The following is a 23983-nucleotide window of genomic DNA, read 5'->3' on the forward strand; positions in this document are numbered from 1 at the left end:
GAGCGGAGGCGGGTGATACCCCTCCACGTCCCCGGTGCCAACCGTGCGGCCGCGTTTACTGCACCGACTGGCGGGGCGCGGTGGGGTTGGACGGCGGCGGGGCGGTCGGAGCGGTCGGCGCATAGGGCTGCGGACCGGTCGTGGCGGAAGCCTGGTTGGCCGCCGGCGGACGCGGGGTCGACCGGGTGGGCGGCGCGGGACGCCGGGTCTGGGTGGGCGCCGGCCGCGACTGAGGCGCGCGGTTCGCGGCGGTCTGGGGCGCGGGCGGCGGCGTGGTCGCGCCATTGGCGGCCGGTGTCGTCGCGGGGGCCGGCGGCGTCGTCGCGGCGGACTGGGTTGTAGCCGGGGGCGGCGGCGTGGCGGCCGCGGCGGCAGCGCGGGCGGCCAGCTGCTGCGCCTGGAAGCGGCGGGCCAGCTTCTCGGTCAGCTCGCGGGCGGCGGGGGCCGGCATCTGGGCCAGGATGGCGGACAGGCCGCGCGGGCGCATGGCGGCGGCGATGGGCAGGCGGACGCTGTCGTCGAGCGTCGCGAACACGGCGGCGGCCTCGCGCGGACGCATGGCGGAATAGACGGCGACCAGGCGGTCGGTCTCGGCCTTCTCGCGCGCGTCGACCTGGCCCAGCAGGCCCTGGACCTCGGCCTTGATGGCGTTCAGGGCCTGGACCTTGGCGTCCAGCTTGGCCTCGGCGGCCACCATCAGCGGCAGGGTGGTGGCGAAGTCGGCGTCGCGGGCGTCCAGTTCGGTGCGCCGGGCCGACAGGGACTGGATGATGCGCAGTTCGGCCGGGGAGATCCCCGCCTGCTGGGCGAGCTGTTCGGGCGTCAGGGCGCAGACGGCCGGGGCGGGCCGGGCTGCGGCGGGCGCGGCGGCGGCCTCGCTGACGGCACTGCTCGCGTCCTCGGCCCAGGCCTTGGCCCCCTCGAACAAGCCAGGCCCCGCCCCGACGGCGCGCACGGCCACGACCCCGCCGATGGCGATGGCGATGAGTGGCAGGAGGCGGGGCAGCTTGGCCATGGTGGTCGATCCAGTGGTCTCGCCCCTCAAGTCGTCCGCCACCGCGTGGCGGACATAGGGGCACTAAAAGTCAGGCGGCGAAAAGGTCGTCGTCGAGGCTAGCCCGGGCGCGGTTGAGGCTTTGCTTCGCGGATTGGTTAGCGGTCAGGGCGTGCAGGATGGCCTGGACGTTGCCGGCGCCGGCGGCCGCCTTGGCCGGGGCGGCCATGCCCTGGATGCGTTCGGCCAGCGCCGCCATGCGGAAGGCGCGGTCGTCGGGATCGGGGGTGGGCTGGTGCTGCGGCAAGAGCCCCGCCGTCTCTTCGCTTGCGCTTCGAGCCACCTCCCCGCCGCTCCGCGGCATGGAGGAGACGGTACGCGTCGTCTCCTCCCCGTCCCGCAGGGATGGGGAGGTGGCCCGGGGCGCTTGCCCCGGGACGGAGGGGTTCCTGGCCCCCCGCGCGATGAGCAGTTCCAGATCGGTCTTCAGCTGGCGGGCCTTCAGGATGCGGTCGTGCAGCAGGTCGGCGTCCTCGCCCGAGGCGCGCAGGCTGGCGAGGGCGTTCTCGGCCCGGCCGCAGGCGGTGTTGAGTTCCGTCACGGCCCCGGCGAAGGCCAGCTGGCCGGCGCGGAGCTGGGTCAGCTTCTTCTCCAGCCGCACACCGTAGGCGAGCGCCGCCACCAGCAGCAGCATCAGGATGGCGTCCAGGATCATGCCGGTCATGTCAGCGCCTTCCCTTGGTCAGGCTGTTGGCGGCCTCGACACTGATCGGGCCCTCCACGCGGATGGCGATATGCTGGCCCTTGCGACCCATCCGGCCGGTCGTGACCGGGATCGAGCCGCAGCGGATCGAGATGTCCGAATCCGGCGTCGCATTGAGCATCAGGGTGTCGCCCACCTTCAGGTTCAACACGGTGGACAGGGGGCAGGACTGCTCGTCCAGCACGGCGCGGACCTCGGTGTCGGTGGTCCAGAGTTCGGTGGCCAGGTGGCCTTCCCAGATGTTGTCGCGGCCGAACTTCTCACCCATGAACTGCTGCAGCAGCATCTTGCGGATCGGTTCCAGCGTCGCATAAGGCAGCAGCAGTTCGACGCGGCCGCCGCGGTCTTCCATGTCGATGCGCAGCTTGACCAGGATGGCGGCGTTGGCCGGGCGGGCGATGGCGGCGAAGCGCGGATTGGTCTCCAGCCGGTCCAGATTGAAATGCACCGGCGTCAGGGGCTCGAACGCCGCCTGGGCGTCGGCCAGGATGACCTCGACCATCCGCTGGACCAGAACCCGCTCGATCGTGGTGTAGGGCCGGCCCTCGATCCGCAGGGCGGCGGTGCCCCGTCGTCCGCCCAGAAGGACGTCGACGATCGAATAGATCAGGTTGGAATCGACCGTCAGCAGGCCGTAGTTGTCCAGCTCCTCGGCCCGGAAGACCGCCAGGATCGCCGGCAGGGGGATGGAGTTCAGATAGTCGCCGAACCGGATCGACGAGATGTTGTCGAGCGAGACCTCGACGTTGTCGGAGGTGAAGTTCCGCAGGGACGTCGTCATCAGCCGCACCAGGCGGTCGAAGACGATCTCGAGCATCGGCAGCCGCTCGTAGCTGACGAGGGCCGAGTTGATGATGGCGCGGATGCCGGTCCGTTCGGAACCGTCATCGTCGCCGAGGTCGAACCCCAGCAGGTTGTCGATCTCGTCCTGGTTCAGGACGCGTTCGGAGGCCCCGCCCGAGCGGTCATCGCCGAAGGTATCGGCTGCCCCGAAGGGATCCAGCCCGGTATCGGCCACGCCCGCGTCACTCATGGGCTACTGGACCAGCATTTCTTCGATCAGCACGGCGTCCACGCGCGACGGTGCGGCGATCAGGTTCACCCGGCGCAGGATCTCGGCGCGCAGCTGATAGGTGCCGGCCGACCCGGCGATATCCTCGGGCCGCAGCTCGCGCAGGAAGCCCTGGAACATGTCCTGCATGCGGGGCATCTGGCCCTGCAGGGTCGTGGCCAGCTCCGCGTCGTGCATCTCCAGCGTCAGGGTCAACTTCAGGAACGTCGGCTTGCCGTCGGGCGACTGAATGTTCACCACCATGTCGGGCAGGGTGTAGAAGGTGATGCCGTCGGGACCTTCGGAGATCTTACCCAGGGCGGGATCGGCCTCGCCCTCGGCCCCGCCGCCGCCATGTCCGCCGGCTTCCTTCTTCTCGGCGCCGTGGCCGCCGGACTTCTTTTCCTCGCCGTGATCGCCTGCGGCCGCTTCGCCGTGCTCGCCCTCGGCGGCGGCGGGCTTGGGCTGCAGCATGAAGAAGGCACCGGCACCCCCGCCCCCCAGGACCAGCAGGGCCACGGGCGCGATGATGAACAGCAGCGGCAGTTTCTTCTTCTTGGGTTCGCCGTCGCCCTCGACCTCGGCGCCGTGAGCCACGGCAAGCGCGGTCGCGTCGTCCTTGGGAGGCTTGTCCTTCTTCTTGCCCAGCTTGATCATCGGCCCGCGCCCCGGAAATCCCAAACTTCGACCTGCGCCCCGTTTGGTTAACGCGAGGTGTAAATCCGGCAAGTTTTGCCGGGTGCCCCGTGGCCCGATCCGCCGAAATCCCCGCCCGTGCTGGATTAACCGTGTTGGCACGGACGTTGCGAGGTGCTGCTGCGAAGGAGCCTCGCCACCCGTGGAAAATGCCGCCTACATCGGACTGTCACGCCAGATGACGCTGCGCCGCGAGCTCGATATCGCGGCCAACAACATCGCCAATGCGGAGACGACGGGCTTCAAGGTCGAGCAGCTGCTGCTCGGCACCGAGGTGGGCCAGCGGGCCCGCAACGACGCCGTGCGGCCGGGCGCCAGCTTCGTGCTGGACAATGGCGTGGGTCGCGATTTCGGCCAGGGCGCGCTGAACGAGACCGGCCGGACGCTGGATTTCGCCATCGACGGCGAGGGCGCCTTCTTCAAGATCCAGGACGGTGCCGGCGAGGCCTATACCCGCGACGGGGCCTTCACCATCGACCCGACCGGCCAGCTCGTGACCAAGTCCGGGCTGCCCGTGCTGGGCGACGGCGGACCGATCGTCGTCGATCCCGCCAGGGGTGCCCTGAGCGTCGCCGAGGACGGCACGATCAGCCAGGGCGGCGCGGCGCTCGGGACCCTGTCGCTGGCCCGGTTCGACAATCTGGCGGTCCTGTCCAAGGACGGCGACGGCCTCTACCGCAACGCCTCCAACGCCCCGGCGCTCGACGCGACGGGCGTGCAGGTGCGCCAGGGGATGCTGGAGGGATCCAACGTCAACACCCTCGTCGAAATCACCAATCTGATCGAGATCACCCGCGCCTACGAACGCGCGACCAAGATGATCGAAAATGTCCAGGACCTGTCCCGCCGCTCGGTCGAGCGGCTGGGGCGGTCCACGTAAGGAGTTCCTAGATGCGCGCTCTCAGAACCGCCGCTTCCGGCATGGCCGCCCAGCAGCTGAACGTGGAGGTCATCTCCAACAACATCGCCAACATGAACACGGTCGGATACAAGCGCCAGCGCGCCGAGTTCCAGGACCTGATCTACCAGAACGTCGAACGGATGGGCGCGCAGTCGTCCAGCCAGGGCACGGTGGTCCCCACCGGCATCCAGGTCGGCCTGGGCGTCAAGGCCGGCAGCGTCTACCGCATCACCGAACAGGGCACCCCGACCCAGACCGGCAGCGACTATGACGTCGCCATCGACGGCCAGGGCTATTTCCAGATCACCATGCCCTCGGGCGAGATCGGCTACACCCGCGCCGGCAACTTCTCGCTGAGCGGCGAGGGCCAGCTGGTGACCGAGGACGGCTACGCGGTCGAACCGGCCATCTCCATCCCGCAGGACGCGATCGACGTCACGATCTCCAAGACCGGTCAGGTCCAGGTCATCACCGCCGGATCGCCGGAACCGGCCATCGTCGGGCAGCTGGAACTGGCGACCTTCTTCAACGAGGCGGGGCTGGAAGCCATCGGCGACAACCTGCTGCTCGAAACGGCCGCGTCCGGCCCCGCCACGACCGGCACGCCGGGCGAAACGGGCTTCGGGCAACTTCTGCAGGGTTACACGGAGGCCTCGAACGTCGATGCCGTGACCGAGATCAGCGCCCTGATCATCGCCCAGCGCGCCTATGAGATGAATTCCAAGGTCATCACCACCGCCGACGAGATGATGAGCGTCTCGGCCCAGGTGAAGGGCTAGGATCATGCGGACGCTGACCCCGACCCTGACCCTGATCGCCGCCCTGGCCCTGCTGGCCGCGCCGGCGCTCGCCGGACCCGTCACGCTCAAGGTCAATCCCGTCGACGACGACGGTCGGGTCACCTTGGGCGACGTGTTCGACGGCGCGGGACCCGCCGCCAACTTCGTCCTCGCCAGCCGGGCCGGCCCCTCGGTCGTGTTCGAGGCGGCCCAGCTGCAGGCCATCGCCTCGCGCAACGGCCTGCAGTGGGCCAATCCCAACGGCCTGCGCCGCGTCGTCGTCCGCGAGGCCTCGCTGGCCCCTGCGACGGGCGGCAATACGGCGGTGGCGGCAACCATCCCCACGACCACCCTCCCCCCGCCGGCCCCGACCGTCTCGGCCCCGCCCCAGCGTCAGGCCCGCGCGGCACGGGTCATCGCCAGGAACGACATGGTCGAGGTCGCCTATTCCGTCGGCGGCGTGATGTTGACCGTCACGGGCCGCGCCACGCGCGACGCGGCGGCCGGTGAGTCCGTGCCGATCCTGAACGTCGCCTCCGGCCGCACCATCGACGCCGTCGCCACCGGCCCCGGCCGCGCCATCACGGGCCCGGAGGCGCAGGCCGCCCGCGCCCGCTCCCAGTTCGCCTCGCGCTAGGAAATCCTGTCATGCGTCACTCCATCCTCGCCCTGGCCCTGGCCTCGCTGACCCTGGGAGCCTGCTCCACCGTGGTCGAAACCGTTCAGGGGCCGCAGCTGGCGCCGATCGGCTATCCCGCCCAACTGGTCCCCGTGACCCAGGCCTATACGACGGTGCCCGAGCCGCGCTCCGCCAGCGCCAACTCGTTGTGGCGGACCGGCGCCCGGGCCTTCTTCGGCGACCAGAGGGCGCGGCAGATCGGCGACATCCTGACCGTCAACATCGACATCGACGACCAGGCCCAGACCTCCAACACGACCAGCCGCAGCCGGTCGAACGACATCACCGGTGGCATCTCGAACTTCTTCGGGCTGGAGAACAGCCTGGGCCGGGCCTTCCCGGGCGGCTTCGATCCGCAGAACCTCGTGGGAGTCGAGGGCCAGTCGAACGCCAACGGCACGGGGTCGGTCAGCCGCTCGGAGAAGGTCAGCCTGACCATCGCCGCGGTGGTCACCGACATCCTGTCCAATGGCAATCTGGTGATCCAGGGTCGGCAGGAAGTGCGCACCAACCGCGAGGTGCGCGAGCTGACGGTGGCCGGCATCGTGCGCCCCGAGGACATCTCCTCGGCCAACACCATCGCCCATACCCAGATCGCCGAGGCGCGCATCAGCTATGGCGGGCGGGGCGACATCAGCCGCGTCCAGTCGACGCCGGCGGCGCAGAGCCTGGTGGAACGGTTCAGTCCCTTCTAGGGGCGCGACCGCTCGCGACGCGGTCGCTCGCTGCTTGAGCGCAAGCGTGGTTGGGGCGCTAGCGGTCGGCTCGCGGAGCCTCGCTGCTTGAGCGCAGGCCGCTTTGGGGCGCTAACGCTTGACGCACGAGGTCTCGCTGCTTGGGCGCAGGCCGCTTTGAGGCGCTACGGCTCGATGCGCGGCGTCTCGCTGCGTGAGCGTGGATCGCGGTTCGGGACACCGTCTCGGACGCCTCACGGCCTGCCACCCGGCAAGCTGTGCCGTGAACCGTTAACGGGGACCCGCGTTAGACGACCAGACGCAAGGTTTCCGCCATGTTCAAGATCCTGATCCCAGCCGCCGCCGCACTCGGTCTGATCGCCTTCGCGGCCCAGTCCCAGGGGGCTGACGTCACGACCGAAGCTACCGCGCACACCACGCCCGTGATGGGGTGGAGTGTCCACCATGAAGGGGCTTTGGCCAAGCTGGCTTACGGGGTCGCCAACTCCGACCAGTTGGCGCTGATGCTGTCGTGCCAGCCGGGCGACCGGACGGCGGCGATCTACGGCGACGTCCTGCCGGAGGCCGCCACGGTTCTGCCGGCCAGCCTGACGCAGCAGGCGATCGATCCGCTGTCGCTGGGCGAGGCCGAGGAAAGCCGGCTCTCCCTGTCGGACCCGGCGCTGAAGGGGCTGGCTGACAGCGGCCGCATGACGGTTCGCGGCGACGCAGGACGGTTCCAGCTGGCCGCCAGCGACGAGGAACGTCGCATGGTCGGCGATTTTCTGGCCTACTGCTCGGCAGGACGCGCCTGACCGGTTCGTCGACGGGGGCTCACATTTGACCGTTATGGCGATCATGGCCGTGGCCGCGGTGCTGCAGTCAGGCTGGACCTGGACCCTGTACGAGGGCCGCGGCCCCGTCGTGCTGGCCAACGAGGTGCCCGATACGCCGCAGCTGAAGGCGACCCTCGAGTGCCAGCCCGGCACAGGCGTCGCCCGTGTGGATCTGTATGGGGCCCGGCCCCTGTCGGGCTTCGCCACGCTGACGTCCGGAAGCGCATCGGCGACCGCGCAGACCTCGGCCAGCGCGGACCGCACGACGGTCGTGGTCCGCACCGACCACCCCGTGTTCGGTCAGTTCATCCTGACCGGAAGCCTCGACGTGGCGGTTTCAAGCCAGCACCAGGCCGTGGAGATCGAGGCGGGGCATCTTGCCAAGCTGCGCCGCTTCGCCGAACTGTGCGCTCCATGAGCGCGCATCCGTACACCCCTGCCGCCCGGCTGGCCGCCCTGGCGATGATCGCCCTGACGTCGGCCTGCGCCAGCGTGGATCGGCCCGCGCTTGGGGATGCGGCGGCCGGCACGAACGCCGCCGCAGCGGGCCCTGCGCCGATCGCGGGCTACGACTGGCATCTGAGCACGGCCGACGGCGCGGCCCGCTTGGCCTATGGCGTGGCCGAGAGCGACGATCTGAAGCTGGGCTTCGACTGCGACGCCGGGTCCGGCCGGATCGAAGTCACCGCCAACGCCCCCACCGGCACGCGGACGCTGCTGCTGGAGTCCGGCGGCGAGACCGAACGACTGGACGCCGACGGGGAGCCGTCCCAGCTGACGGACGGCGATCTGCTGACCGCCGCCGTCGAGGCGGACATCCCCATCTTCCAGCGCTTCAGGCGCATCGGCTGGATGGCCCAGTGGATCGGCGACCGGCGCGAGACCTACGCCGCCCATCCGGAGTCGCAGGGCAACGTCGAACGGTTCTTCGCCCTCTGCGACTGACCCCCGGTCACGCGTCGACGCCAACCCCGATCGGACAGACCACGCCGGTCCCGCCGATGCCGCAGTAGCCGTTCGGGTTCTTGGCCAGGTAGCCCTGGTGATAGCCCTCGGCGAAATAGTAGGGCCCGGCCTGGGTGATCTCGGTCGTGATGGTGCCCCGGCCCGCGGCCGTCAGGGCCGCCTGATAGGCATCGCGCGACGCCTCGGCCTGCTGACGCTGGTCCTCGTCCAGATAGTAGATGGCCGAGCGGTAGGTGGACCCGATGTCGTTGCCCTGCCGCATGCCCTGGGTGGGGTCGTGGCCTTCCCAGAAGGTCTTCAGCAGTTCGGCATAGCTGATCTCGTCCGGGTTGAAGACGACCTGGACGACCTCGGTCTGGCCCGTCAGGCCGGTGCAGGTTTCCTCATAGGTCGGGTTGGGCGTGATGCCGCCGGAATAGCCGACCGAGGTCACCCAGACGCCCGGCACCGACCAGAATTTGCGCTCCACGCCCCAGAAGCAGCCCATCCCAAAGATGGCCGTCTGGAATCCCTCCGGATGGGGTCCCTTCAGCGGACGGCCGGAGACGAAATGCACCTCGTCGGTCGGCAGCGGGGTGGAACGGCCCGGCAGGGCGGTCTGTGCGGTCGGCAGGGTGGTCTTGGAGCTCATGATGGAAAGGATCCGTGAGAGGAACGACATTACGCCCATATGGGGAGGGGCCGCGCGATTTCCCAGAGCCGACCGGACCAGACGGTGCTTGCCGGAACCGCCCACCTGTTCTATCAGCCTGCCCTCCCCGGGAACGACCTCCCGGGCGTTTGCCTCGTGGTCAAACGGACAGGTGGCGGAGTGGTCGATCGCGCACGCTTGGAAAGCGTGTGTAGGTGAAAGCCTACCGAGGGTTCGAATCCCTCTCTGTCCGCCACGGTCCCTGTTCTGAAACAGGCGGGTGATTGTTGCTGGCACCGTATCGCCGAGATTACCTGGCCTGCGTGACGGCCGAGCCTTCCGGTCTGAACGATCAGATCCCGTGGCGCGTCAGGAAGCCGGACAGAAGCCTGGGCCAGACCACCGCTGGATCGGCGGGATCCCCGCCGCCCAGGCCGTGACCGCCGGTCTCGAACAGGTGCATCTCGGTGGGTATGTTTCGTTCGCGCAGCGCGGTCCACATCAACAGGCTGTTCTCGGCCGGCACGACGGCATCGTCGGCGGCGGTGGCGATGAAGGTCGCCGGGGTGTCCGGGGGCACGTGGGCCTCGATCGAGGCCGCGCGGCGTGCAGCATCGGATGGCCCATCGCCCAGAAGGGCCCGCAGCGAAGCGGGGTGCGCATGCGGCGCGGTCATGGTGACGACCGGGAAGAAGAGCCCGCATGCCGAGGGGCGCGTCGGCAGGCGGTCGGCCGCATCGACCGGGTCATAGGTGTCGTGGTGGAAGCGGGTCGCCAGCCCTCCCGCGACGTAGCCGCCGGCGGAGAAGCCGAGGACCGCGATCCGGTCCGGATCGATCCCGAGCTCGGACGAACGGGCGCGGATCAGCCTCAGGGCGCGCTGTGCGTCCTGCAGCGGGGCATCCGGCCCTGCCGCCCAGCCGTCGGCGGGCAACCGGTAGTTCATGACGAAGGCCGTATAGCCCAGGCTCGCCAGCCAGCGATCGATGGCCCCGCCCGACCGGCTGACCGCCACGCGCTGAAACCCTCCGCCGGGAATGATCAGGACCGCCGCGCCATTCGGCACGGCGGGTCGACGCATCATCAGCCAGGGGTTGGTCACGTGCAGGAAGGCGGTGTCGTTCGGATCGCCGCCCGGGGTACGCAGGATGACCTGCTCGGTCACCCGCACATCGCGGCCGCCGGGCGGATCCGCCGGCCACAGGGGTACGACGTCGATGAGGTCCGGCTGCGCTGTCGCGAGGCCCGGAACGGTCCCGACGACCGCCGCCATACCCAGAAGTTCACGTCGGCCGGGTCTCCAGCGGTTCATGATCGCCTCCCCGGTCGCGTTTCGACGAGCCACCTGTCCAGATCAGCGCCGAAACCGTGTCTCATGGCGTGGCGACGATCGTGGCGCGCGCGGTTTCAAGGCCTTCTGATCGGGCCTCAATGATGACTGGCCCGCCGCCCGCACCGCGTACAAGGGCGACGGCGGTGCCGTTCAGGGCCTCCCGCTCTGGCGAGGCAAACGGCGTGTGATCGGTGGACGAGGCGTTGTCGGTTGTGATCAGGGTTCCGGCACCCTGCACCGTGAAGCGAAGACGATGGTTCGACGCAGGCACGGTCACGCCCTGCGCATCGACGACCCGCGCGCGGACGTAGACGAGAGAGTCGAAGTCCGAGCCGACGGCGTCCCGATCCGGGGTCAGGACGATGCCGGTCGCAGGGCCCGCCGTGTCGAGACGATCCTCGACGCCGCTGACACCCGCGTCCGAACAGACGGCCCGCACCGATCCGGGCTCGAACCGGACGCTCCAGCGTCGCGGCGCGGCATCGCCGTTGATCGGCAGGCGACCCAGAGACCGTTCGTTCAGGAAGGCCTCGACCGACTGGCAGTTGCTGTAGACCTCGATCGTCTGCTGGCCGGGATTCTCGCCCGCCGGGGTCCAGTCGTCGAACAGGGCGACGGGCGGGGGCGGCGTCGCGACCGCGATCATCGTCGGCACGACGGGTTGGTTAGGCCCCCCTGCGCCATCCGTGGCGGGGCCGGCGGCGGCGGTGTTGGCATTGCGCACGACATGCACCACCGGCCGCTCGGACCACCAGCTTTCGCGTTCCATGCCCCGGATGCGCTGGGCCCCGGTGCGATCCAGAAGGCCGGACGGGTGCTGGATGTTCGGCCAGCCGGACCGGTTCGCCTCGCCCAGGTAGTCGATGCCGGTCCACAGGAACATGCCGGAGAAGGCCGGCGTGTCGCGCACGGGAAGCCAGTTGGACCGGTTGTGCGCGTTCTCGGTGCCGACGATGCTGCGGGCCGGGTTCTGCCGATTGGCGGCAATCAGTTCGTTCTCGCGATAGTTCTGGCCGACCACATCGAGCATGTCGGCGATGCCGTTCTCGTAGTCGCCGGTGACGTTGGGACGGAACAGCGCCATCGTTCGCGGACGTGTCGGATCGTTGGCATGGATCACGTCCATGATGCTGCGCAGGGCCGCCTTGGCCTGGACCGGATAGGCGGTGTCATGGATCTCGTTGCCTGTGCTCCACAGGATGATGCTGGGATGGTTGCGGTCGCGGCGGACCATGTCGGCGGTGTCGCGCTTGTGCCAGTCGCCGAAGAACAGGTGATAGTCGTTCGGCGTCTTGGCCACGTTCCACTGGTCGAACAGTTCGTCCATGACCAGGAAGCCAAGCTCGTCGGCCAGGTCCAGAAACTCGGGGGCCGGCACATTGTGGGCCGTGCGGATCGCGTTCACGCCCTGCGCCTTGAGGGCCGTCAGACGCTGACGCCAGACATCGAGCGGCACCGCGGCACCGACGGCCCCGCCGTCGTGATGCAGGGCCACGCCCTTGAGCTTCAGATTGCGACCATTGAGCCAGAAGCCGGTGACGGGATCGAAGCGCGCCTCCCGCAGCCCGAAACGGACGACCTGGTCGTCGAGCACGGCACCGTCTGCGTTCAGCACGCGGATCGCGGCGCGATATAGAGCCGGGCTGTCGATGTCCCAGCGAACGGGCTGGGCGAGGTCGAGCCGCGTCTCGACGATTTCGGTGCGACCGTCGCCGATCGTGCTGACGGCGCTGCGCGTCCGCGCGATCTCCCAACCGTCCGCATCCAGGATCGTCGTCTCGACCATTGCCGCGCGGGCGGTCGCCGAGGCGTTGCTGACCTCGACCGACACCGACACCGTCGCGCTGTCCGGCGTCAGCTCGGCCGTGCTGACGAAGGCGCCGCCGTGGGGGATATGGACGTCGTCCGTCTCGATCAGTCGGACGTGGCGATAGATGCCTGACCCGTTGTACCAGCGCGAGGACGGGGCGGCCGACGTATCGGCCCGGACGGCGACCACGTTGGGACCGTCGGTCCGCAGGTGCCGGGTGATGTCATAGCTCAGGCTGACATAGCCCATGGGACGAAAGCCCACGTGGTGCCCGTTCACCCAGACGCCGCTGCGCTCCATCACGCCGTCCAACTCGATGAAGTAGCGGCGACCGGGCTCGGGAACGATGTCGAGGGTCCGGCGGTACCAGGCCACGCCGGTGGGCAGAAAACCATTCTCGCCGGCGCCCCTGGCCTGCTGATCGAACGGTCCGGCGATGGCCCAGTCGTGCGGCACCGATACCACCTGCCAGGCACGATCGTCGAAGTCGCGGCTCTCCGGCCCGCCGGGGTCGCCCTGAAAGAACCGCCAGCCGTCCGCCAGGGGGGTCGTGACCCGCGGTTCGGCGACGGCCAGCGTCGATGCGAACAGCGCGGCCAGTGCGCCAAGTCCGAGGCTCAGGGGATTCATGGACGTTCACTCCGTCGGTTCGCAGTAGGCACCTCGATTCCGACCGCATCGAGCGCCGCAGGGACGAGGGTCAGGTTCTGGATCGCCGCCAAACCCCACTGGGACACGCCGTTGGTGGACATGCCGGGATCTTCCTCAACCGGATTCAGGACGGCCGAGCCTGCGATGGGTCGCAGGCGAGACACCAGACCGAAATCCTCGAAATGCGCCTCATCGAGGAACTCGTGCGCGGCCCTTTGCGCCAGGGTCTGGTCATCCAGCTGGCTTGCGGAATAGGCGGTCAGGCGCGAATGGGCCTGCGGCAGTCCCCGATTGCCAACGCGCACGCCGAGATAGGCCTCGAGCTCGGCGGCCGGCGCGTTGTACCATTTGCAGTACTCGATCCAGGCTGCGCGATAGGCCGGCACGTCCACCAGCCGCAGCAGTTCGGAATGGGTCTCCACGGCCCCGAAGACGGCGTTGAGGTGCGAGATGCCGATCGCCTGGCCTGCGCCGACGAAGCGGCCGGTTCGTACATCGTAGTGCCCGCCGCCATGGAACCAGCGATGCGGCAGAGCGGCCAGGCTTGTCATTCCGGCCGTGATCCGATCGCGCCAGCGCCGGTCGCCGGTCCGTTCCCACTCGGTCATCCAGGCGGCGAGGAAGGAGCTCCAGTCCGTGCCGAAGCCTGCGTCCACGATGGGGCCACCCGGCGGAGGATCATCCGGCGCGGGCCGCTTGCGGCGGATCTGCACGCGGGTCAGGGTCTCGTCCGACCCTACGAGGGCGCGCATCAGGTCCCCGACCCGCTCGTCGGCTGTCAGGTAGTAGTAGATGCGGCGGAAGGCGGCGTTGCTGACACGCGGCTGTTTGGAGCTGTCGCCCCAGTGCTGGACGCCGTGACGCGTGCCGAACCCCCGGCGCGGGCCGATATGATAGCAGTCGACCTCGCTGGAATGGCGGGTCATGGCCTCGGCCATGCGGAACACGTCGGCCCGGCCCGTCCGCAGGAAGCTGTACCAGAGCCAGAGGTCCGGAGAGAGCTCGGAGTTCGCCCAGGCGAAACCGCCGATGTCGTACTTCCACTCGTGCCGGTCGGCGTCATAGCTGTGCATGACGTCGCCATGGTTCCAGAAGCCGTACCATCGACGCTGAACGATCTGGTCGCGGTAGAGGTCGAGCAGGCCATCCAGCCGGTCCTCGATCCTGGCCCGCAGCAGCGTGGATCGATCGGGAAGGCTCCAGTCCCCGAACACCTCGACCGTGCGCAGGCGGGCGGGTGTGCAGACGACGCGCGGCGGCGTTTCCACGCCCGCGGCCATGGCCACGAGTGTCTCTCGCCCGGGCGTCGCCCCCAAGGCCCAGAGCGTCAGTTCGCTTGTGCGCGCGACGCCGTAGGGCGTGCCCCAACCGGCCTCATAGTCCTCGTAGGTGATCTCGAGGCCTTCGTTCTCCTGGGCATGCGTCGTCATGCCCAGGCCGTCGTGGTAGAAACGCAGGTCCATGGCCGGGGCATCGGGCGACCAGAGCCAGGCCGTCAGACTGGCTTCCTCGCCGGCGGCCCCCCTGACATCCAGCCGCGTCGGACCCGCTTTCCAGAAGTTCGTCAACCCCACGGCGGCGCCGCCTGAAACGCCACCGACGTAGGCCAGGCCCGGTGCCTTGCGCCCGCCCGCCGCATCGATCCAACCGTGCCCATCACCCGTGCGCTTGCGAATGCCGAAGCCGTCGGAGTTCGTCTGGGACAAGGTAAAGTCGGTCCAGGCCGGGATAAGCTCCAGACGATCGCGGACGCGGGGGTCCATCTGTTCCAGCGGCGGGATGGCCTCTCCCGCGATCTGTGCATCGCGGTAGGCCTCGCCTGGATCGCGCCTGAGACCGGTCAGGGGGCGAACGGATTCTGCCCACAGGCCTCCGGCCTCGCCGCCGAACCTCACGTGTCGCTCGTGCAGCGGGTCCCGCATCGGCACCGAAGCCTGCACACCGATGCCCCGAATGAAGTCCCGGTTTTCGTCGCCGTCGAAGATGAAGCTGTGCACGATCCGGACCGCCTCGCCCGCGGCGTGAAAGTAGAGCCGCACCGTGAACGGCAGCCAGGCCCGATCGCCGAGGCGGTGCACGCCCTCGATCCGGACCACTGCACGGACCGGCCCTGACTGCTCGAGGACGGCCCCCGTGACATCGCTCTCGTATCGAGCCTGCCGGAGGGGCATGTCGTCGGACAGGTCGGCCTGATCCTGGGTCAGACACACCAGACGAACCGGGCCCAGCACCTTCCGACCGTCTCGCGTCGCCGAGGCGATGAGCGCCGGCCCCGAGGTCGGAACGATCCACGACAATGGCCCGACGTCGATCTGGAAGCCCGTCGCCAGGGTCCCGACGCGGATGGCATCGGACGGATCCTGCGGTCGCCCCGGAACGATCCCCAACTCCGCCGCCGGCGTGGTCGAGGCCGCCAGCGCATGGCCGGTCCACTTCAGGGAACCGTCCGGCCAGAAGGCCAGCGGCCAGCTCTGAAGCGGCACAGGCCCACCGTCGGGACCGACCGCTGTAAAGCTCTGTCGGCTCGGGTGCTGGCCTTGAGGCCAGGGCACGCCCCAGGTGACCCCCTCGTGGCGGAGCGGCGGGGCTCCATCCAGCCAGACCGCTTCGGTCTCCAGATTGCCGCCCTTCGTTCGTGCGGTTGCAGGACTGGCGACGCCTGCCAGCGCCGACGTCGCGGTGGTTGCGATCAGGCCTCGACGCGTAAGCAGGGCAGTCTTCATGACGCTGGTCTCAGAGGACGTTCAAACAGGCCCGGGTTTGAAAAAAAATGACGGCGAATCCTGGGGATCCGCCGTCAGGGGTTCCAGGAGAGGAAGGTCTAGTAGCGGTAGGTCAGGCCGGCGAAGTAGCGGCGACCCGAGTAGACGTCTTCGACGAGACGGATGGAGTCGTTGGTGCTGCGCTCGTTCTCGCCGGTCAGGTTCCGGGCCTCGACGAAGACCGTCAGGTTGTCGCCGAACTTGTAGGCGGCCCGACCGTCGAGATAGCCCGTCTCGTCCCGATAGACAGGGTTCCCCCGTGCGTCGACGGCCGTCTGCAGATAGCGACTGCGCGCATTGTAGGCGAGCCGGGCGTTGATTGGCCCCTTATCGTAGTAGACGATGACGTTGTAGGTGTGGGTGGACAGTCCGGGGAACGGCAGCTCCTCCTGCGTCAAGGTCGAGAACAGGCCCACATCCTTGGCTTCGCTGTAGGTGTAGTTGACGATGCCACCGAAGCCATCAAGGGGTGACGGCAGGAAGGTGAAGGCGGTCTGGGCTGACAGCTCCACACCCTGGATCTTCGCTCCGTTGCCGTTGACCCTCTGGGTCACGTCGAACAGGGTACCGTCGCCGAACAGGTCCACATTCTGAACCACCAGCGGCCCGGCGATGAAGGACTCGATGTTCTTGTAGAAGAAGCCGGCGTTGATGAGGGTGTCGCGGTTCTGGAACCAGCCGATGTTCAGGTCGAACTGATCGGCACGATAGGGCTCCAGATCGGGATTGCCGGCGGAGCAGGTATCTTCCAGATCGTCCGCCAGACCCGCTGCCGACCGGTTGAACAGGCAGTTCGCCGCCGGAACGAGGAAGGTAGGATTGGGACGCGCCAGAACCTTGGCATAACCGAACCGGGCGACGACCTTGTCGGTGACATCCAGGGCCACGTTGAACGTCGGCAGCCAGTCTTCGTACTCATTGTTCAGCGTCGTGAGCTCGGTGCCGATCGTCGTGTCGACAAAGGCTCCCGGCGTCACAGTGCTGTCGCGGCGCTCGCGCTGGGTATAGGACCCCGTCGCATCCAGGATGGTCTTGGTATAGCGGATCCCGAAGTTGCCGCTGATCGGCATGTTCCAGATTTCGCTGGCCCAGCTGGCCTGCGCATAGGCGGCGTGAACGTCCTCGACCACGTCGATGGCCGGGATCTGGTCGAACACGCCGACCTGCACGCCGGCGGAATTGTACCCCGGGGCCCGACGCTGGTTGTCGTGATCGAACAGCGACAGATCCAGGCCGGCATTGTCGCGCGTCAGGCCGAAGAGCGGCGTCAGCCAGCCTGGGGGCAGGGCAATGCCCGGGTTATCCTGACCGCCGCTGTAGAAGTTCGACGGGGTGCGGCCCGTGATCTGGTTCAGCAGGCCGAGGAAGTTCGCCTGCGTATAGTTGGTGGTATAGGTCGGGGGCACCGGCAGCGGGTTGAACGTCGTCGCCCCGTTGGCGGTCGCACCGGGCGTCAGCTGCAGATTGTGCCGCGCGCGGGCGCTCTGCACCGTGGTGCCGTCCGGCCGGATGTAGCCGCCGACGCCATACTGCAGGGTTCCCGCCGACCGGTACTGGTAGCCGGTCTCGAACTTCGTGAAGAAGCCGGAGTCCATGTCGTAGTCGACGTCCAGCTTGACCGTGTCTTCATTGGTGTCGGTTTCGCTCGGCTCGTAGTTCACCTGCAGCGCCGTGGTGGCATAGTTCGTGCCGGCACCGTTGTTGGCGAAGATGCCATAGGTCGCGAGGACTCCGGGGTCGAAGCCGGCCGGGAAGGTGAACGACGGCACGCCCGTGTCGGAGATGTCGACCCGGATGTTGGGGATCGAGGCGTTCAACGTGACGGAGTTGCTGTTGCTCACATTCTTGGCGATCGAATGGGCCACAACACCATCCACCGTGAGGCGGTCGCCCTTCCACTGGAACCCGCCGGAGAAATACTCGGACCGGTAGGCGAAATCGAACGCGCGGTTCTGAATGCTGAAGTTGTTGGCGGCCCCGACGGTCCCGCTGGTGGCGCGGGCGGCGGTATTGAAACCGACCACATTGTGATCCGCATCCACGGTGGCGGTCTGGGTGCCGGCCGTCGCGATGGGCGTGCCTGTCCGCGTATAGGTGACCGCGTTCAACCGCGACTGGGCCGAGGCGTCGACCGTGTAGTTGTAGTCGGTCAGAAACTGCTGGCGATCGTTGACCGTGTAGTCGGCAAAGAGAGACAGATTGTCGTTGACGCGGAACTGGGCCGACAGGTTGGCCGAGGTGCGCTGGTCCTCACGTTCCCAAAGGCCATAGCGGGGAATGGCGGGAACGAAATCGTTCCACTGGGCCAGGCAGTCCTGGATCGCCGCGCGCCCGCTGGCGGTCGAGGCGTCCGTCGGACAGGCGGCCTTGCTGGTCGCCGAGGCATAGGTCGGATTGATGAAGGTGCGGTCGGGCGAGTTGTCGTAGTCGCCCGAGGCGGTCACGACACCCAATGTGGCCCCGGAGGTTCCGACGGTCGTCGGGAAGCGGATCCAGTTGGTGCCCCGCAGGAAGTCGCCGCGCGTGTCGTTGTCGTCGCGCGTGACATTGACGATGACGCCCAGTCGATCGTCGAGGAACCGGGTCCCGGCGGTGAGATTGCCGCGGAACTTGGTTGATTCCATCAGGTCGAAATACTGGCCCGAGGTGGAGACCGACAGCAGGGGCTCGGTCAGGTCGAGGGGACGGCGCGTGCGGATGCTGACCGTGCCGCCGACGCCGCCTTCGGTCATGTCGGCCGTGAAGCCCTTGAACACGTCGATCGAGGCGATCAGCTCCGACGCCAGTTCCTGGAAGCTGGCTCCACGGGCGCCTGTGCCGTTGTTGTTGAGCACGCTCAAGCCGTTGATCTCGACCCGGTTCAGGTCGGGTTCCACGCCACGGATGCTGATCTGGCTGCCCTCGCCCAGGTCCCGGGTCAGCGACACGCCGGTGATGCGTTGAAGCGCCTCGCCGACGTTCTTGTCGGGGAACTGCGAGACGTCCTCGGCCACGATCGAGTCGACCGTCGTGGCCGCATTGCGCTTGCGCTGGATCGCCGATGCGAGACTGTCCCGCGTGCCGGTGACGATGACCTCGCCGACCTCGGTCTCGGGCTCGGAGCCCGCAGCCGGGGCCGGAGCGGTCTGCGCCGCCGCGCCGCTGGCCGCGCCGAACACCAGCAGGGCCACGACGCCCAGAGACGACGCATTCAAAGCACGACTGCGGATAGAAGTGAATTTCGACATGTGGCCCCCTGGTTTCAATCGCGTGTCCAAGAACCTCGCCGTTCGCCTCTCCGGGCCAATCTGACGGTGTTCGATCCCTGTCGCATTAGCTCCGCCGCAGCGCAGTTCATCATCGACTGACCCGACGTTAATGTCATATGGTGACATGTCAATGCATTCTATGGAACGATCTGCACGCAAGAGGCCGGTCACGGCCCGGACATTCCAACCGTCGAGGAGGACGCTCATGAGATCCTGGCTTACCCATGCCGCAGCGGGGGCCATTGCGGCCTCGCTGGCCAGCGCAATACCGGTCATGGCCCGGAGCGAGCAGACCGAGCGCCAGCAGGAGACCCTGGATCGAGGCTTGGTGGCCGCCGCGGCCGTCGGACAGGGAGTCCTGGTCAGTTGGCGGATCCGGGCGGAAGACGCCGCGGATCTCGCCTTCGACGTTTACCGCAATGGTCGGAAGGTCAACGGCGAGCCGGTGACGGGCAGCAGCAACTTCGCCGATTCCGACGGCACCGTCGGCGATCGCTACGAGGTACGCGCACTCGCGGGGCCTTCCGTCAGCGGGGCCGTCACGACCGCTGTCGCGGGCGGGTATCTGTCCATTCCCCTGCAACGGCCTGTCGGCGGCACCACCCCGAGCGGCGAGGCCTACACCTACAACGCCAATGACGGCAGCGTCGGCGACCTGGACGGGGACGGGCGCTTCGAGATCGTCGTCAAATGGGACCCGACGACCTCGAAAGACAACGCGTTTTCCGGATATTCGGGCCCTGCCCTTCTGGACGCCTACACGCTGGACGGCGAGCGTCTGTGGCGGATCGACCTCGGCCCCAACATCCGCGCCGGCGCGCACTACACCCAATTCATGGTGTTCGACTTCGACGGCGATGGACGCGCCGAGGTGGCGGCCAAGACGGGCGACGGCACGATCGACGGCCAGGGGGGCATCGTCGGCAAGGCGAATGTGGATTGGCGCGAAGCCGGCGGAGAGGCACCGCAGGCCGACCGGACCGGCGCGGCCCTTCGGCCGGACGGCACCCGCTACGCCGACCTGACCGGTCGGATCCTCAGGGGACCCGAGTATCTGACCGTGTTCGAGGGCACGACCGGCAGGGCCCTCGCCACCGAGGCGTTCAGCCCGCCGCGTCACCCCGACACCGCGACACCGAGCGCAGCGCAACTGACCGAGCGTTGGGGAGACGGTTATGGCAACCGGTCGGACCGCTATCTGGCAGGCGTGGCCTATCTGGATGGCGCGCGGCCCAGCATCGTGATGGCGCGCGGCTACTATGCCCGCACGACGGTCGCCGCCTGGGACTGGCGGGACGGTCGGTTGAGCCAGCGCTGGCTTTTCGATACCGGCTCGCCCGACGACGCCTTCTCGGGCCAGGGCAACCACCAGCTGAGCGTGGCCGACGTGGACGAGGATGGCCGTGACGAGATCGTCTACGGATCCATGGCCATCGACGACAACGGAACCGGCTTGTGGACTGCGCGCCTGTTCCACGGCGATGCCATGCACCTGTCGGACCTCGACCCGTCGAGGCCCGGGCTCGAGAAGTTCGGGGTGCACGAAAGTCCCGGCCGGAACGGCGGCATCGGTACGGCCATGCTGGACGCCCGCACCGGCGCGGTCCTGTGGAGCACGCCGGCGGAGACCGACATCGGCCGGGGCGTCGCCATGGACATCGACCCGCGCCACCTCGGGGCGGAAGCCTGGGCCGCCAACTCGGACACTCTTTATGACGTGAAGGGCCAGCCCATCGGCCGACGCCCCCGGCAGATGAATTTCGGCATCTGGTGGGACGGCGATCTGCTGCGTGAACTGCTGGACGGGACCACGATCTCGAAATGGAATTGGGTGTCGGAGGAAGCGACGCCCCTGCTGACCGCGACCGGCGCCACCTCGAACAACGGCACCAAGGCGAACCCGGTCCTGTCGGCCGACATCTTCGGCGACTGGCGCGAGGAACTCATCTTGCGGGCCGAGGACAATTCCGAACTCCGCGTGTACGTGACGCCCTATCCGACGGACATCCGCATGGTCACGCTGATGAGCGATCCGGTCTATCGTCTGGCGGTCGCGTGGCAGAACACGGCCTACAACCAGCCCCCGCACACAGGCTTCTATCTCGGCGAGGGCATGACGGTGCCGACGCGGTGAACCGGGGACGTCTGGGACTTTCGGTGATGGCCGGCTTGATGGTGGCAACGGCGGCGACGGCCCAGCAACGGTTCGACTTCAACTCCGCGGTCGATCGGCCCGGCTGGCGGACGGTTGCGCCCGATACGGCTTACACCAACGCGATCGGCTATGGGTTCGAGCATGATGGCGGCGAAGGGGCCTTGTTCTCCGTCGCCGTACCCGAGGGTGACTATCGGGTCACCGTCTGGCCGGCGTCATCGGCGCCGGTGACGGTCTGGGCCGAGACACGCCGGCTGATGCGCCAGGTCACGGACGCGCCCGCCCGGTTCACCGTCAATGTCCGGCAGCCGGGTCTGGATCCCGTTCCCGTCAATGCCCCGGGCGGAGCGGCGGTGCGCCTCAATGCGCGGGAAGACGGATCGCGGTCCTGGGACGACCGATTGACCCTCGGCTTCGATGGCCCCGTGGCCCGGATCGAGATCGAGCCCGTCACGGCGACGCGCCTGATCCTGATGGGCGACTCGACCGTGGCCGACCAGGCGGGCGGCGACTACGCCAGCTGGGGCCAGATGCTGCCCCGTTTTCTCGACGACGGTGTGTCCGTCGCGAACCACGCAGAGTCCGGCGAGACGCTGAAGTCCTTCCTGACCGGGTTGCGTCTGGACAAGGCGTTGAGCCAGGTCCGGCCCGGCGATGTCGTCCTGATCCAGTTCGGACACAACGACTCGAAGGTGCAGTGGCCACAGACCTATGCCGAGGCGGGCACGACATTTCGCGCCTATCTTCGTGTCTACATAGACGAGGTCCGGCGGCGCGGCGGACAGCCGGTGCTCGTGACATCTCCGCATCGGCGTACCTTCGGCGCGGACGGCCGGATCACGAACAGCCATGGCGACTATCCGGCGGCCGTTCGCGCGGTGGCAGCGGAGCAGGATGTGGCGGTGATCGACCTGACCGCGATCAGCGGCCGGTTGTACGAGGCCCTGGGGCCAGAATTGTCCACGCGTGCTTTCGCCGATCAGGGACGGGATCCCACCCATCACAGCCGCTACGGGGCCGATCTGCTGGCATGGGCCGTCGCCGACGGGCTGCGCGAGATCCTGGCGGATGAGGCCTACGTGCGCCCCGGGATCGACCGGCTGGACCCGGACCGTCCTCCACGGCCTGACACCACGGAGCCAGGGTCCCCTGATCGCGCTGTTGAACGACCGAGGGGATCGTGATGCTGGCCGCGATACTGGCGGCTCTGATCGCCCAGTCCGCCCCGTCCGACGGGGCCCTGTTCCGCGACCCGGTGCATGACGGTGCCGCTGACGCGGCCATCGTGCGCGAGGCCGGCACCGGGACATGGCTGATGTTCTACACGAACCGGAGAGCCGACCTGCCGGTGGCGGAGGGCGACGTCTCGTGGGTTCACGGGACGCGCATCGGGATCGCGGAGTCCGGCGACGGGGGGGCGACATGGACCTATCGCGGCACCGCCGACCTTCCCGTTGACGCTCCCACGCACTGGGCTCCGGAGATCGTATCGGACAACGGCCTCAACCACCTGTTCCTCAGCGTGGTGCCCGGCGTCTTCAGGGACTGGAACGCGCCCCGGGCGATCGTTCATCTGACCAGCCCCGACCTCCGGGTCTGGACCTATCATTCCCGGCTCGACCTGGGCTCGGACCGGGTGATCGACGCCGGGGTCCTGCCCCTCCCCGGCGGCGGATGGCGCATGTGGTACAAGGACGAACGCGACGGCAGCCGCATCCACCATGCCGACAGTCCCGACCTCTACACCTGGACGCCGCGCGGCGTCGCCCTCGACGGACCGCCCGGCGAAGGGCCGAAGCCTTTCGCGTGGCGTGGTCGCTACTGGATGGTCGTCGATCACTGGAACGGCCTCGGTGTGTACCGGTCCGAGGATGCCGAACACTGGCAGGCCCAGCCGGGACGCCTGCTGGCCGAACCGGGCCATAGACCCACCGACCGCGCGAAGGGGCAGCACGCCGATGTCGTCGTGGTCGGCGACCGCGCCTACCTCGTCTACTTCACGCAGCAGGACGGGGCACCGGAAACGGCCCTGGATCCGACCTGGCGTCGCCGCTCCGTGATCCATGCGGCGGCCCTGACCGAGACCGACGGCCTCCTGTCGGTCGATCGCGACCAGCCTGTCACCCTTGATCTCGGGAGTCCTCGATGAACGCTCGCCTGTTCGCCATCGTCGCCGCAACCGGCACCCTTCTGGCCATGCCCGCCGCCAGCCAGCAGGCGGCCCCCGTGCCCGATCCCCTGACCTATCCCTATGTGCTCACATCGTTCAGCAACGGCAATGCGACGACCATGAGCGTCTATGTCTCGGAGGATGCCGCGACGTTTCGGCCCCTGGCCCTGACCGCCTTCGTGCCGCCTACGGGCCTCATCCGCGATCCCAGCATCATCCGCCGCGCCGACGGCTGGTACCATGTCGTCTACACCACCGACTGGAACAACGACGAGATCGGCTTTGCCAGAAGTCGCGACCTGATCCACTGGGACCATGTCCGTAACCTGAAGGTCCCGCTGGCGGGCGTCACGAACACCTGGGCTCCGGAGTGGTTCGTCGACGAGGACGGCTCGACCCACGTCATCTATGCGTTGTCCCGGAACGGTCCCGACGGCCAGTTCCAGCCGCACATCATCACGGCCTCGAACGACGATCTGACGGAGTGGGGCGCGCCCCGGCCGATGGTGGGGCTGGGCCCCAACTACATCGACACCTTCGTGATCCGGGAGGGCGGCCTGTATCAGGCCTTCATCAAGCAGGAGACGACCAAGTTCATCGAGCGCGCCACCGCCCCCACGCTCGACGGGCCGTGGACGATCGTGAATACCGGAGACTGGGCCGGCTGGGGTGCCTTCACCGAAGGCCAGGCCCTGGTCCGACGCCCGGACGGCGGATGGCGCATCTATTTCGACGAGTACATCCAGAAGCGCTACTGGCACAGCGACAGCGACGACCTGGTTCACTGGACGCCGCGCGTCGAACTGGCGGGGCTCTCGGGCATCGCGCGGCACTTCACCGTCCTTCGGCAGCCCCGGCCGGAAGCCCCGTGAAGGCGCGCGGGA

General features: G+C 68.3%; 20 protein-coding genes and 1 tRNA gene. 12 read left to right on the forward strand and 9 right to left on the reverse strand.

Annotated elements, in window-relative coordinates; all coding sequences use genetic code 11:
- Window positions 1-55: 55 nt before the first annotated feature.
- From BRESU_RS14190 to BRESU_RS14205, 4 genes are all read right to left on the reverse strand, one after another.
- Window positions 56-1015: a MotE family protein gene (locus BRESU_RS14190; RefSeq protein ID WP_013270252.1), complete on the reverse strand. Its 960-nt coding sequence runs from the start codon at window positions 1013-1015 to the stop codon at window positions 56-58.
- 70 nt (window positions 1016-1085) lie between these two features.
- On the reverse strand, window positions 1086-1718 hold the full coding sequence (locus BRESU_RS16980; RefSeq protein ID WP_013270253.1) for a DUF6468 domain-containing protein: 633 nt from the start codon (window positions 1716-1718) through the stop codon (window positions 1086-1088).
- Window position 1719: 1 nt separating this feature from the next.
- Window positions 1720-2790, reverse strand: coding sequence for a flagellar motor switch protein FliM (fliM, locus tag BRESU_RS14200; RefSeq protein ID WP_013270254.1), 1071 nt, complete (start codon window positions 2788-2790; stop codon window positions 1720-1722).
- 3 nt (window positions 2791-2793) lie between these two features.
- Window positions 2794-3465, reverse strand: a complete 672-nt coding sequence (locus BRESU_RS14205) for a flagellar basal body-associated FliL family protein (protein WP_013270255.1) — start codon at window positions 3463-3465, stop codon at window positions 2794-2796.
- Window positions 3466-3646: 181 nt separating this feature from the next.
- On the opposite strand from BRESU_RS14205, the gene flgF reads away from it, so the two are divergent.
- The 7 genes from flgF to BRESU_RS14240 all read left to right on the forward strand — a co-directional run bounded on the left by flgF (window position 3647) and on the right by BRESU_RS14240 (window position 8318).
- On the forward strand, window positions 3647-4384 hold the full coding sequence (flgF, locus tag BRESU_RS14210; protein ID WP_013270256.1) for a flagellar basal-body rod protein FlgF: 738 nt from the start codon (window positions 3647-3649) through the stop codon (window positions 4382-4384).
- Window positions 4385-4395: 11 nt separating this feature from the next.
- Complete coding sequence (gene flgG, locus BRESU_RS14215) at window positions 4396-5184, forward strand: flagellar basal-body rod protein FlgG (protein ID WP_013270257.1); 789 nt, start codon at window positions 4396-4398, stop codon at window positions 5182-5184.
- A gap of 4 nt (window positions 5185-5188) precedes the next feature.
- Complete coding sequence (locus tag BRESU_RS14220; protein ID WP_013270258.1) at window positions 5189-5821, forward strand: flagella basal body P-ring formation protein FlgA; 633 nt, start codon at window positions 5189-5191, stop codon at window positions 5819-5821.
- An 11-nt stretch (window positions 5822-5832) separates the two neighbouring features.
- The gene (gene flgH, locus BRESU_RS14225; RefSeq protein WP_013270259.1) at window positions 5833-6558 is read left to right on the forward strand and encodes a flagellar basal body L-ring protein FlgH; all 726 of its coding nucleotides are present in this window, start codon (window positions 5833-5835) and stop codon (window positions 6556-6558) included.
- A 314-nt stretch (window positions 6559-6872) separates the two neighbouring features.
- The gene (locus BRESU_RS14230) at window positions 6873-7352 is read left to right on the forward strand and encodes a hypothetical protein (protein ID WP_013270260.1); all 480 of its coding nucleotides are present in this window, start codon (window positions 6873-6875) and stop codon (window positions 7350-7352) included.
- 34 nt (window positions 7353-7386) lie between these two features.
- On the forward strand, window positions 7387-7791 hold the full coding sequence (locus BRESU_RS14235) for a hypothetical protein (RefSeq protein WP_013270261.1): 405 nt from the start codon (window positions 7387-7389) through the stop codon (window positions 7789-7791).
- On the forward strand, window positions 7788-8318 hold the full coding sequence (locus tag BRESU_RS14240) for a hypothetical protein (RefSeq protein ID WP_013270262.1): 531 nt from the start codon (window positions 7788-7790) through the stop codon (window positions 8316-8318). Before BRESU_RS14235 ends, BRESU_RS14240 begins: the two co-directional genes overlap by 4 nt.
- A gap of 7 nt (window positions 8319-8325) precedes the next feature.
- Here BRESU_RS14240 and msrA read toward each other — a convergent pair whose 3' ends face one another.
- Window positions 8326-8973, reverse strand: coding sequence for a peptide-methionine (S)-S-oxide reductase MsrA (gene msrA / locus BRESU_RS14245; protein ID WP_041762678.1), 648 nt, complete (start codon window positions 8971-8973; stop codon window positions 8326-8328).
- A 163-nt stretch (window positions 8974-9136) separates the two neighbouring features.
- Here msrA and BRESU_RS14250 point away from each other — a divergent pair.
- A tRNA-Ser gene (locus BRESU_RS14250) sits at window positions 9137-9226 on the forward strand.
- Between the two features lie 96 nt (window positions 9227-9322).
- Here BRESU_RS14250 and BRESU_RS14255 read toward each other — a convergent pair.
- From BRESU_RS14255 to BRESU_RS14270, 4 genes are all read right to left on the reverse strand, one after another.
- Window positions 9323-10282: an alpha/beta hydrolase gene (locus BRESU_RS14255; protein ID WP_013270264.1), complete on the reverse strand. Its 960-nt coding sequence runs from the start codon at window positions 10280-10282 to the stop codon at window positions 9323-9325.
- A 61-nt stretch (window positions 10283-10343) separates the two neighbouring features.
- Entirely contained in the window at window positions 10344-12743 is a 2400-nt protein-coding gene (locus tag BRESU_RS14260) for a glycoside hydrolase family 2 TIM barrel-domain containing protein (RefSeq protein ID WP_013270265.1), read from the reverse strand.
- Window positions 12740-15487: an exo-rhamnogalacturonan lyase family protein gene (locus BRESU_RS14265; RefSeq protein ID WP_013270266.1), complete on the reverse strand. Its 2748-nt coding sequence runs from the start codon at window positions 15485-15487 to the stop codon at window positions 12740-12742. The genes BRESU_RS14260 and BRESU_RS14265 overlap by 4 nt, the downstream gene beginning before the upstream one ends.
- 98 nt (window positions 15488-15585) lie before the next feature.
- Window positions 15586-18753 carry a TonB-dependent receptor gene (locus BRESU_RS14270; protein ID WP_013270267.1) on the reverse strand — a complete coding sequence of 1056 codons (3168 nt, stop codon included), beginning with the start codon at window positions 18751-18753 and terminating at the stop codon, window positions 15586-15588.
- A gap of 226 nt (window positions 18754-18979) precedes the next feature.
- Between BRESU_RS14270 and BRESU_RS14275 the strand changes: the two genes are divergently transcribed.
- The 4 genes from BRESU_RS14275 to BRESU_RS14290 are packed head-to-tail and all read left to right on the forward strand — an operon-like array spanning window position 18980 to window position 23971.
- Window positions 18980-20908 carry a rhamnogalacturonan lyase gene (locus BRESU_RS14275; RefSeq protein ID WP_013270268.1) on the forward strand — a complete coding sequence of 643 codons (1929 nt, stop codon included), beginning with the start codon at window positions 18980-18982 and terminating at the stop codon, window positions 20906-20908.
- A gap of 26 nt (window positions 20909-20934) precedes the next feature.
- A complete protein-coding gene (locus tag BRESU_RS14280; protein WP_013270269.1) occupies window positions 20935-22113 on the forward strand; it encodes a rhamnogalacturonan acetylesterase in 1179 nt (392 codons plus the stop codon).
- Entirely contained in the window at window positions 22113-23078 is a 966-nt protein-coding gene (locus BRESU_RS14285) for a glycoside hydrolase family protein (RefSeq protein WP_013270270.1), read from the forward strand. The genes BRESU_RS14280 and BRESU_RS14285 overlap by 1 nt, the downstream gene beginning before the upstream one ends.
- The gene (locus BRESU_RS14290) at window positions 23075-23971 is read left to right on the forward strand and encodes a glycoside hydrolase family 43 protein (RefSeq protein WP_013270271.1); all 897 of its coding nucleotides are present in this window, start codon (window positions 23075-23077) and stop codon (window positions 23969-23971) included. Before BRESU_RS14285 ends, BRESU_RS14290 begins: the two co-directional genes overlap by 4 nt.
- Window positions 23972-23983: the final 12 nt, after the last annotated feature.

Origin of the sequence: Brevundimonas subvibrioides ATCC 15264, from assembly GCF_000144605.1 — a bacterium.
Lineage (GTDB): Bacteria > Pseudomonadota > Alphaproteobacteria > Caulobacterales > Caulobacteraceae > Brevundimonas > Brevundimonas subvibrioides.

Bases quoted from the DNA above. Each gene is read 5' to 3' on its own strand.
- BRESU_RS14275 (WP_013270268.1), top strand. From the start codon at position 18,980: ATGAGATCCTGGCTTACCCATGCCGCAGCGGGGGCCATTGCGGCCTCG.
- BRESU_RS14190 (WP_013270252.1), bottom strand. From the start codon at position 1,015: ATGGCCAAGCTGCCCCGCCTCCTGCCACTCATCGCCATCGCCATCGGC.
- BRESU_RS14220 (WP_013270258.1), top strand. From the start codon at position 5,189: ATGCGGACGCTGACCCCGACCCTGACCCTGATCGCCGCCCTGGCCCTG.
- flgG (WP_013270257.1), top strand. From the start codon at position 4,396: ATGCGCGCTCTCAGAACCGCCGCTTCCGGCATGGCCGCCCAGCAGCTG.
- BRESU_RS14270 (WP_013270267.1), bottom strand. From the start codon at position 18,753: ATGTCGAAATTCACTTCTATCCGCAGTCGTGCTTTGAATGCGTCGTCT.
- BRESU_RS14280 (WP_013270269.1), top strand. From the start codon at position 20,935: ATGGCCGGCTTGATGGTGGCAACGGCGGCGACGGCCCAGCAACGGTTC.
- BRESU_RS14235 (WP_013270261.1), top strand. From the start codon at position 7,387: ATGGCGATCATGGCCGTGGCCGCGGTGCTGCAGTCAGGCTGGACCTGG.
- BRESU_RS16980 (WP_013270253.1), bottom strand. From the start codon at position 1,718: ATGACCGGCATGATCCTGGACGCCATCCTGATGCTGCTGCTGGTGGCG.
- BRESU_RS14240 (WP_013270262.1), top strand. From the start codon at position 7,788: ATGAGCGCGCATCCGTACACCCCTGCCGCCCGGCTGGCCGCCCTGGCG.
- BRESU_RS14265 (WP_013270266.1), bottom strand. From the start codon at position 15,487: ATGAAGACTGCCCTGCTTACGCGTCGAGGCCTGATCGCAACCACCGCG.
- BRESU_RS14255 (WP_013270264.1), bottom strand. From the start codon at position 10,282: ATGAACCGCTGGAGACCCGGCCGACGTGAACTTCTGGGTATGGCGGCG.
- BRESU_RS14205 (WP_013270255.1), bottom strand. From the start codon at position 3,465: ATGATCAAGCTGGGCAAGAAGAAGGACAAGCCTCCCAAGGACGACGCG.
- BRESU_RS14290 (WP_013270271.1), top strand. From the start codon at position 23,075: ATGAACGCTCGCCTGTTCGCCATCGTCGCCGCAACCGGCACCCTTCTG.
- BRESU_RS14285 (WP_013270270.1), top strand. From the start codon at position 22,113: ATGCTGGCCGCGATACTGGCGGCTCTGATCGCCCAGTCCGCCCCGTCC.
- flgH (WP_013270259.1), top strand. From the start codon at position 5,833: ATGCGTCACTCCATCCTCGCCCTGGCCCTGGCCTCGCTGACCCTGGGA.
- BRESU_RS14230 (WP_013270260.1), top strand. From the start codon at position 6,873: ATGTTCAAGATCCTGATCCCAGCCGCCGCCGCACTCGGTCTGATCGCC.
- fliM (WP_013270254.1), bottom strand. From the start codon at position 2,790: ATGAGTGACGCGGGCGTGGCCGATACCGGGCTGGATCCCTTCGGGGCA.
- BRESU_RS14260 (WP_013270265.1), bottom strand. From the start codon at position 12,743: ATGAATCCCCTGAGCCTCGGACTTGGCGCACTGGCCGCGCTGTTCGCA.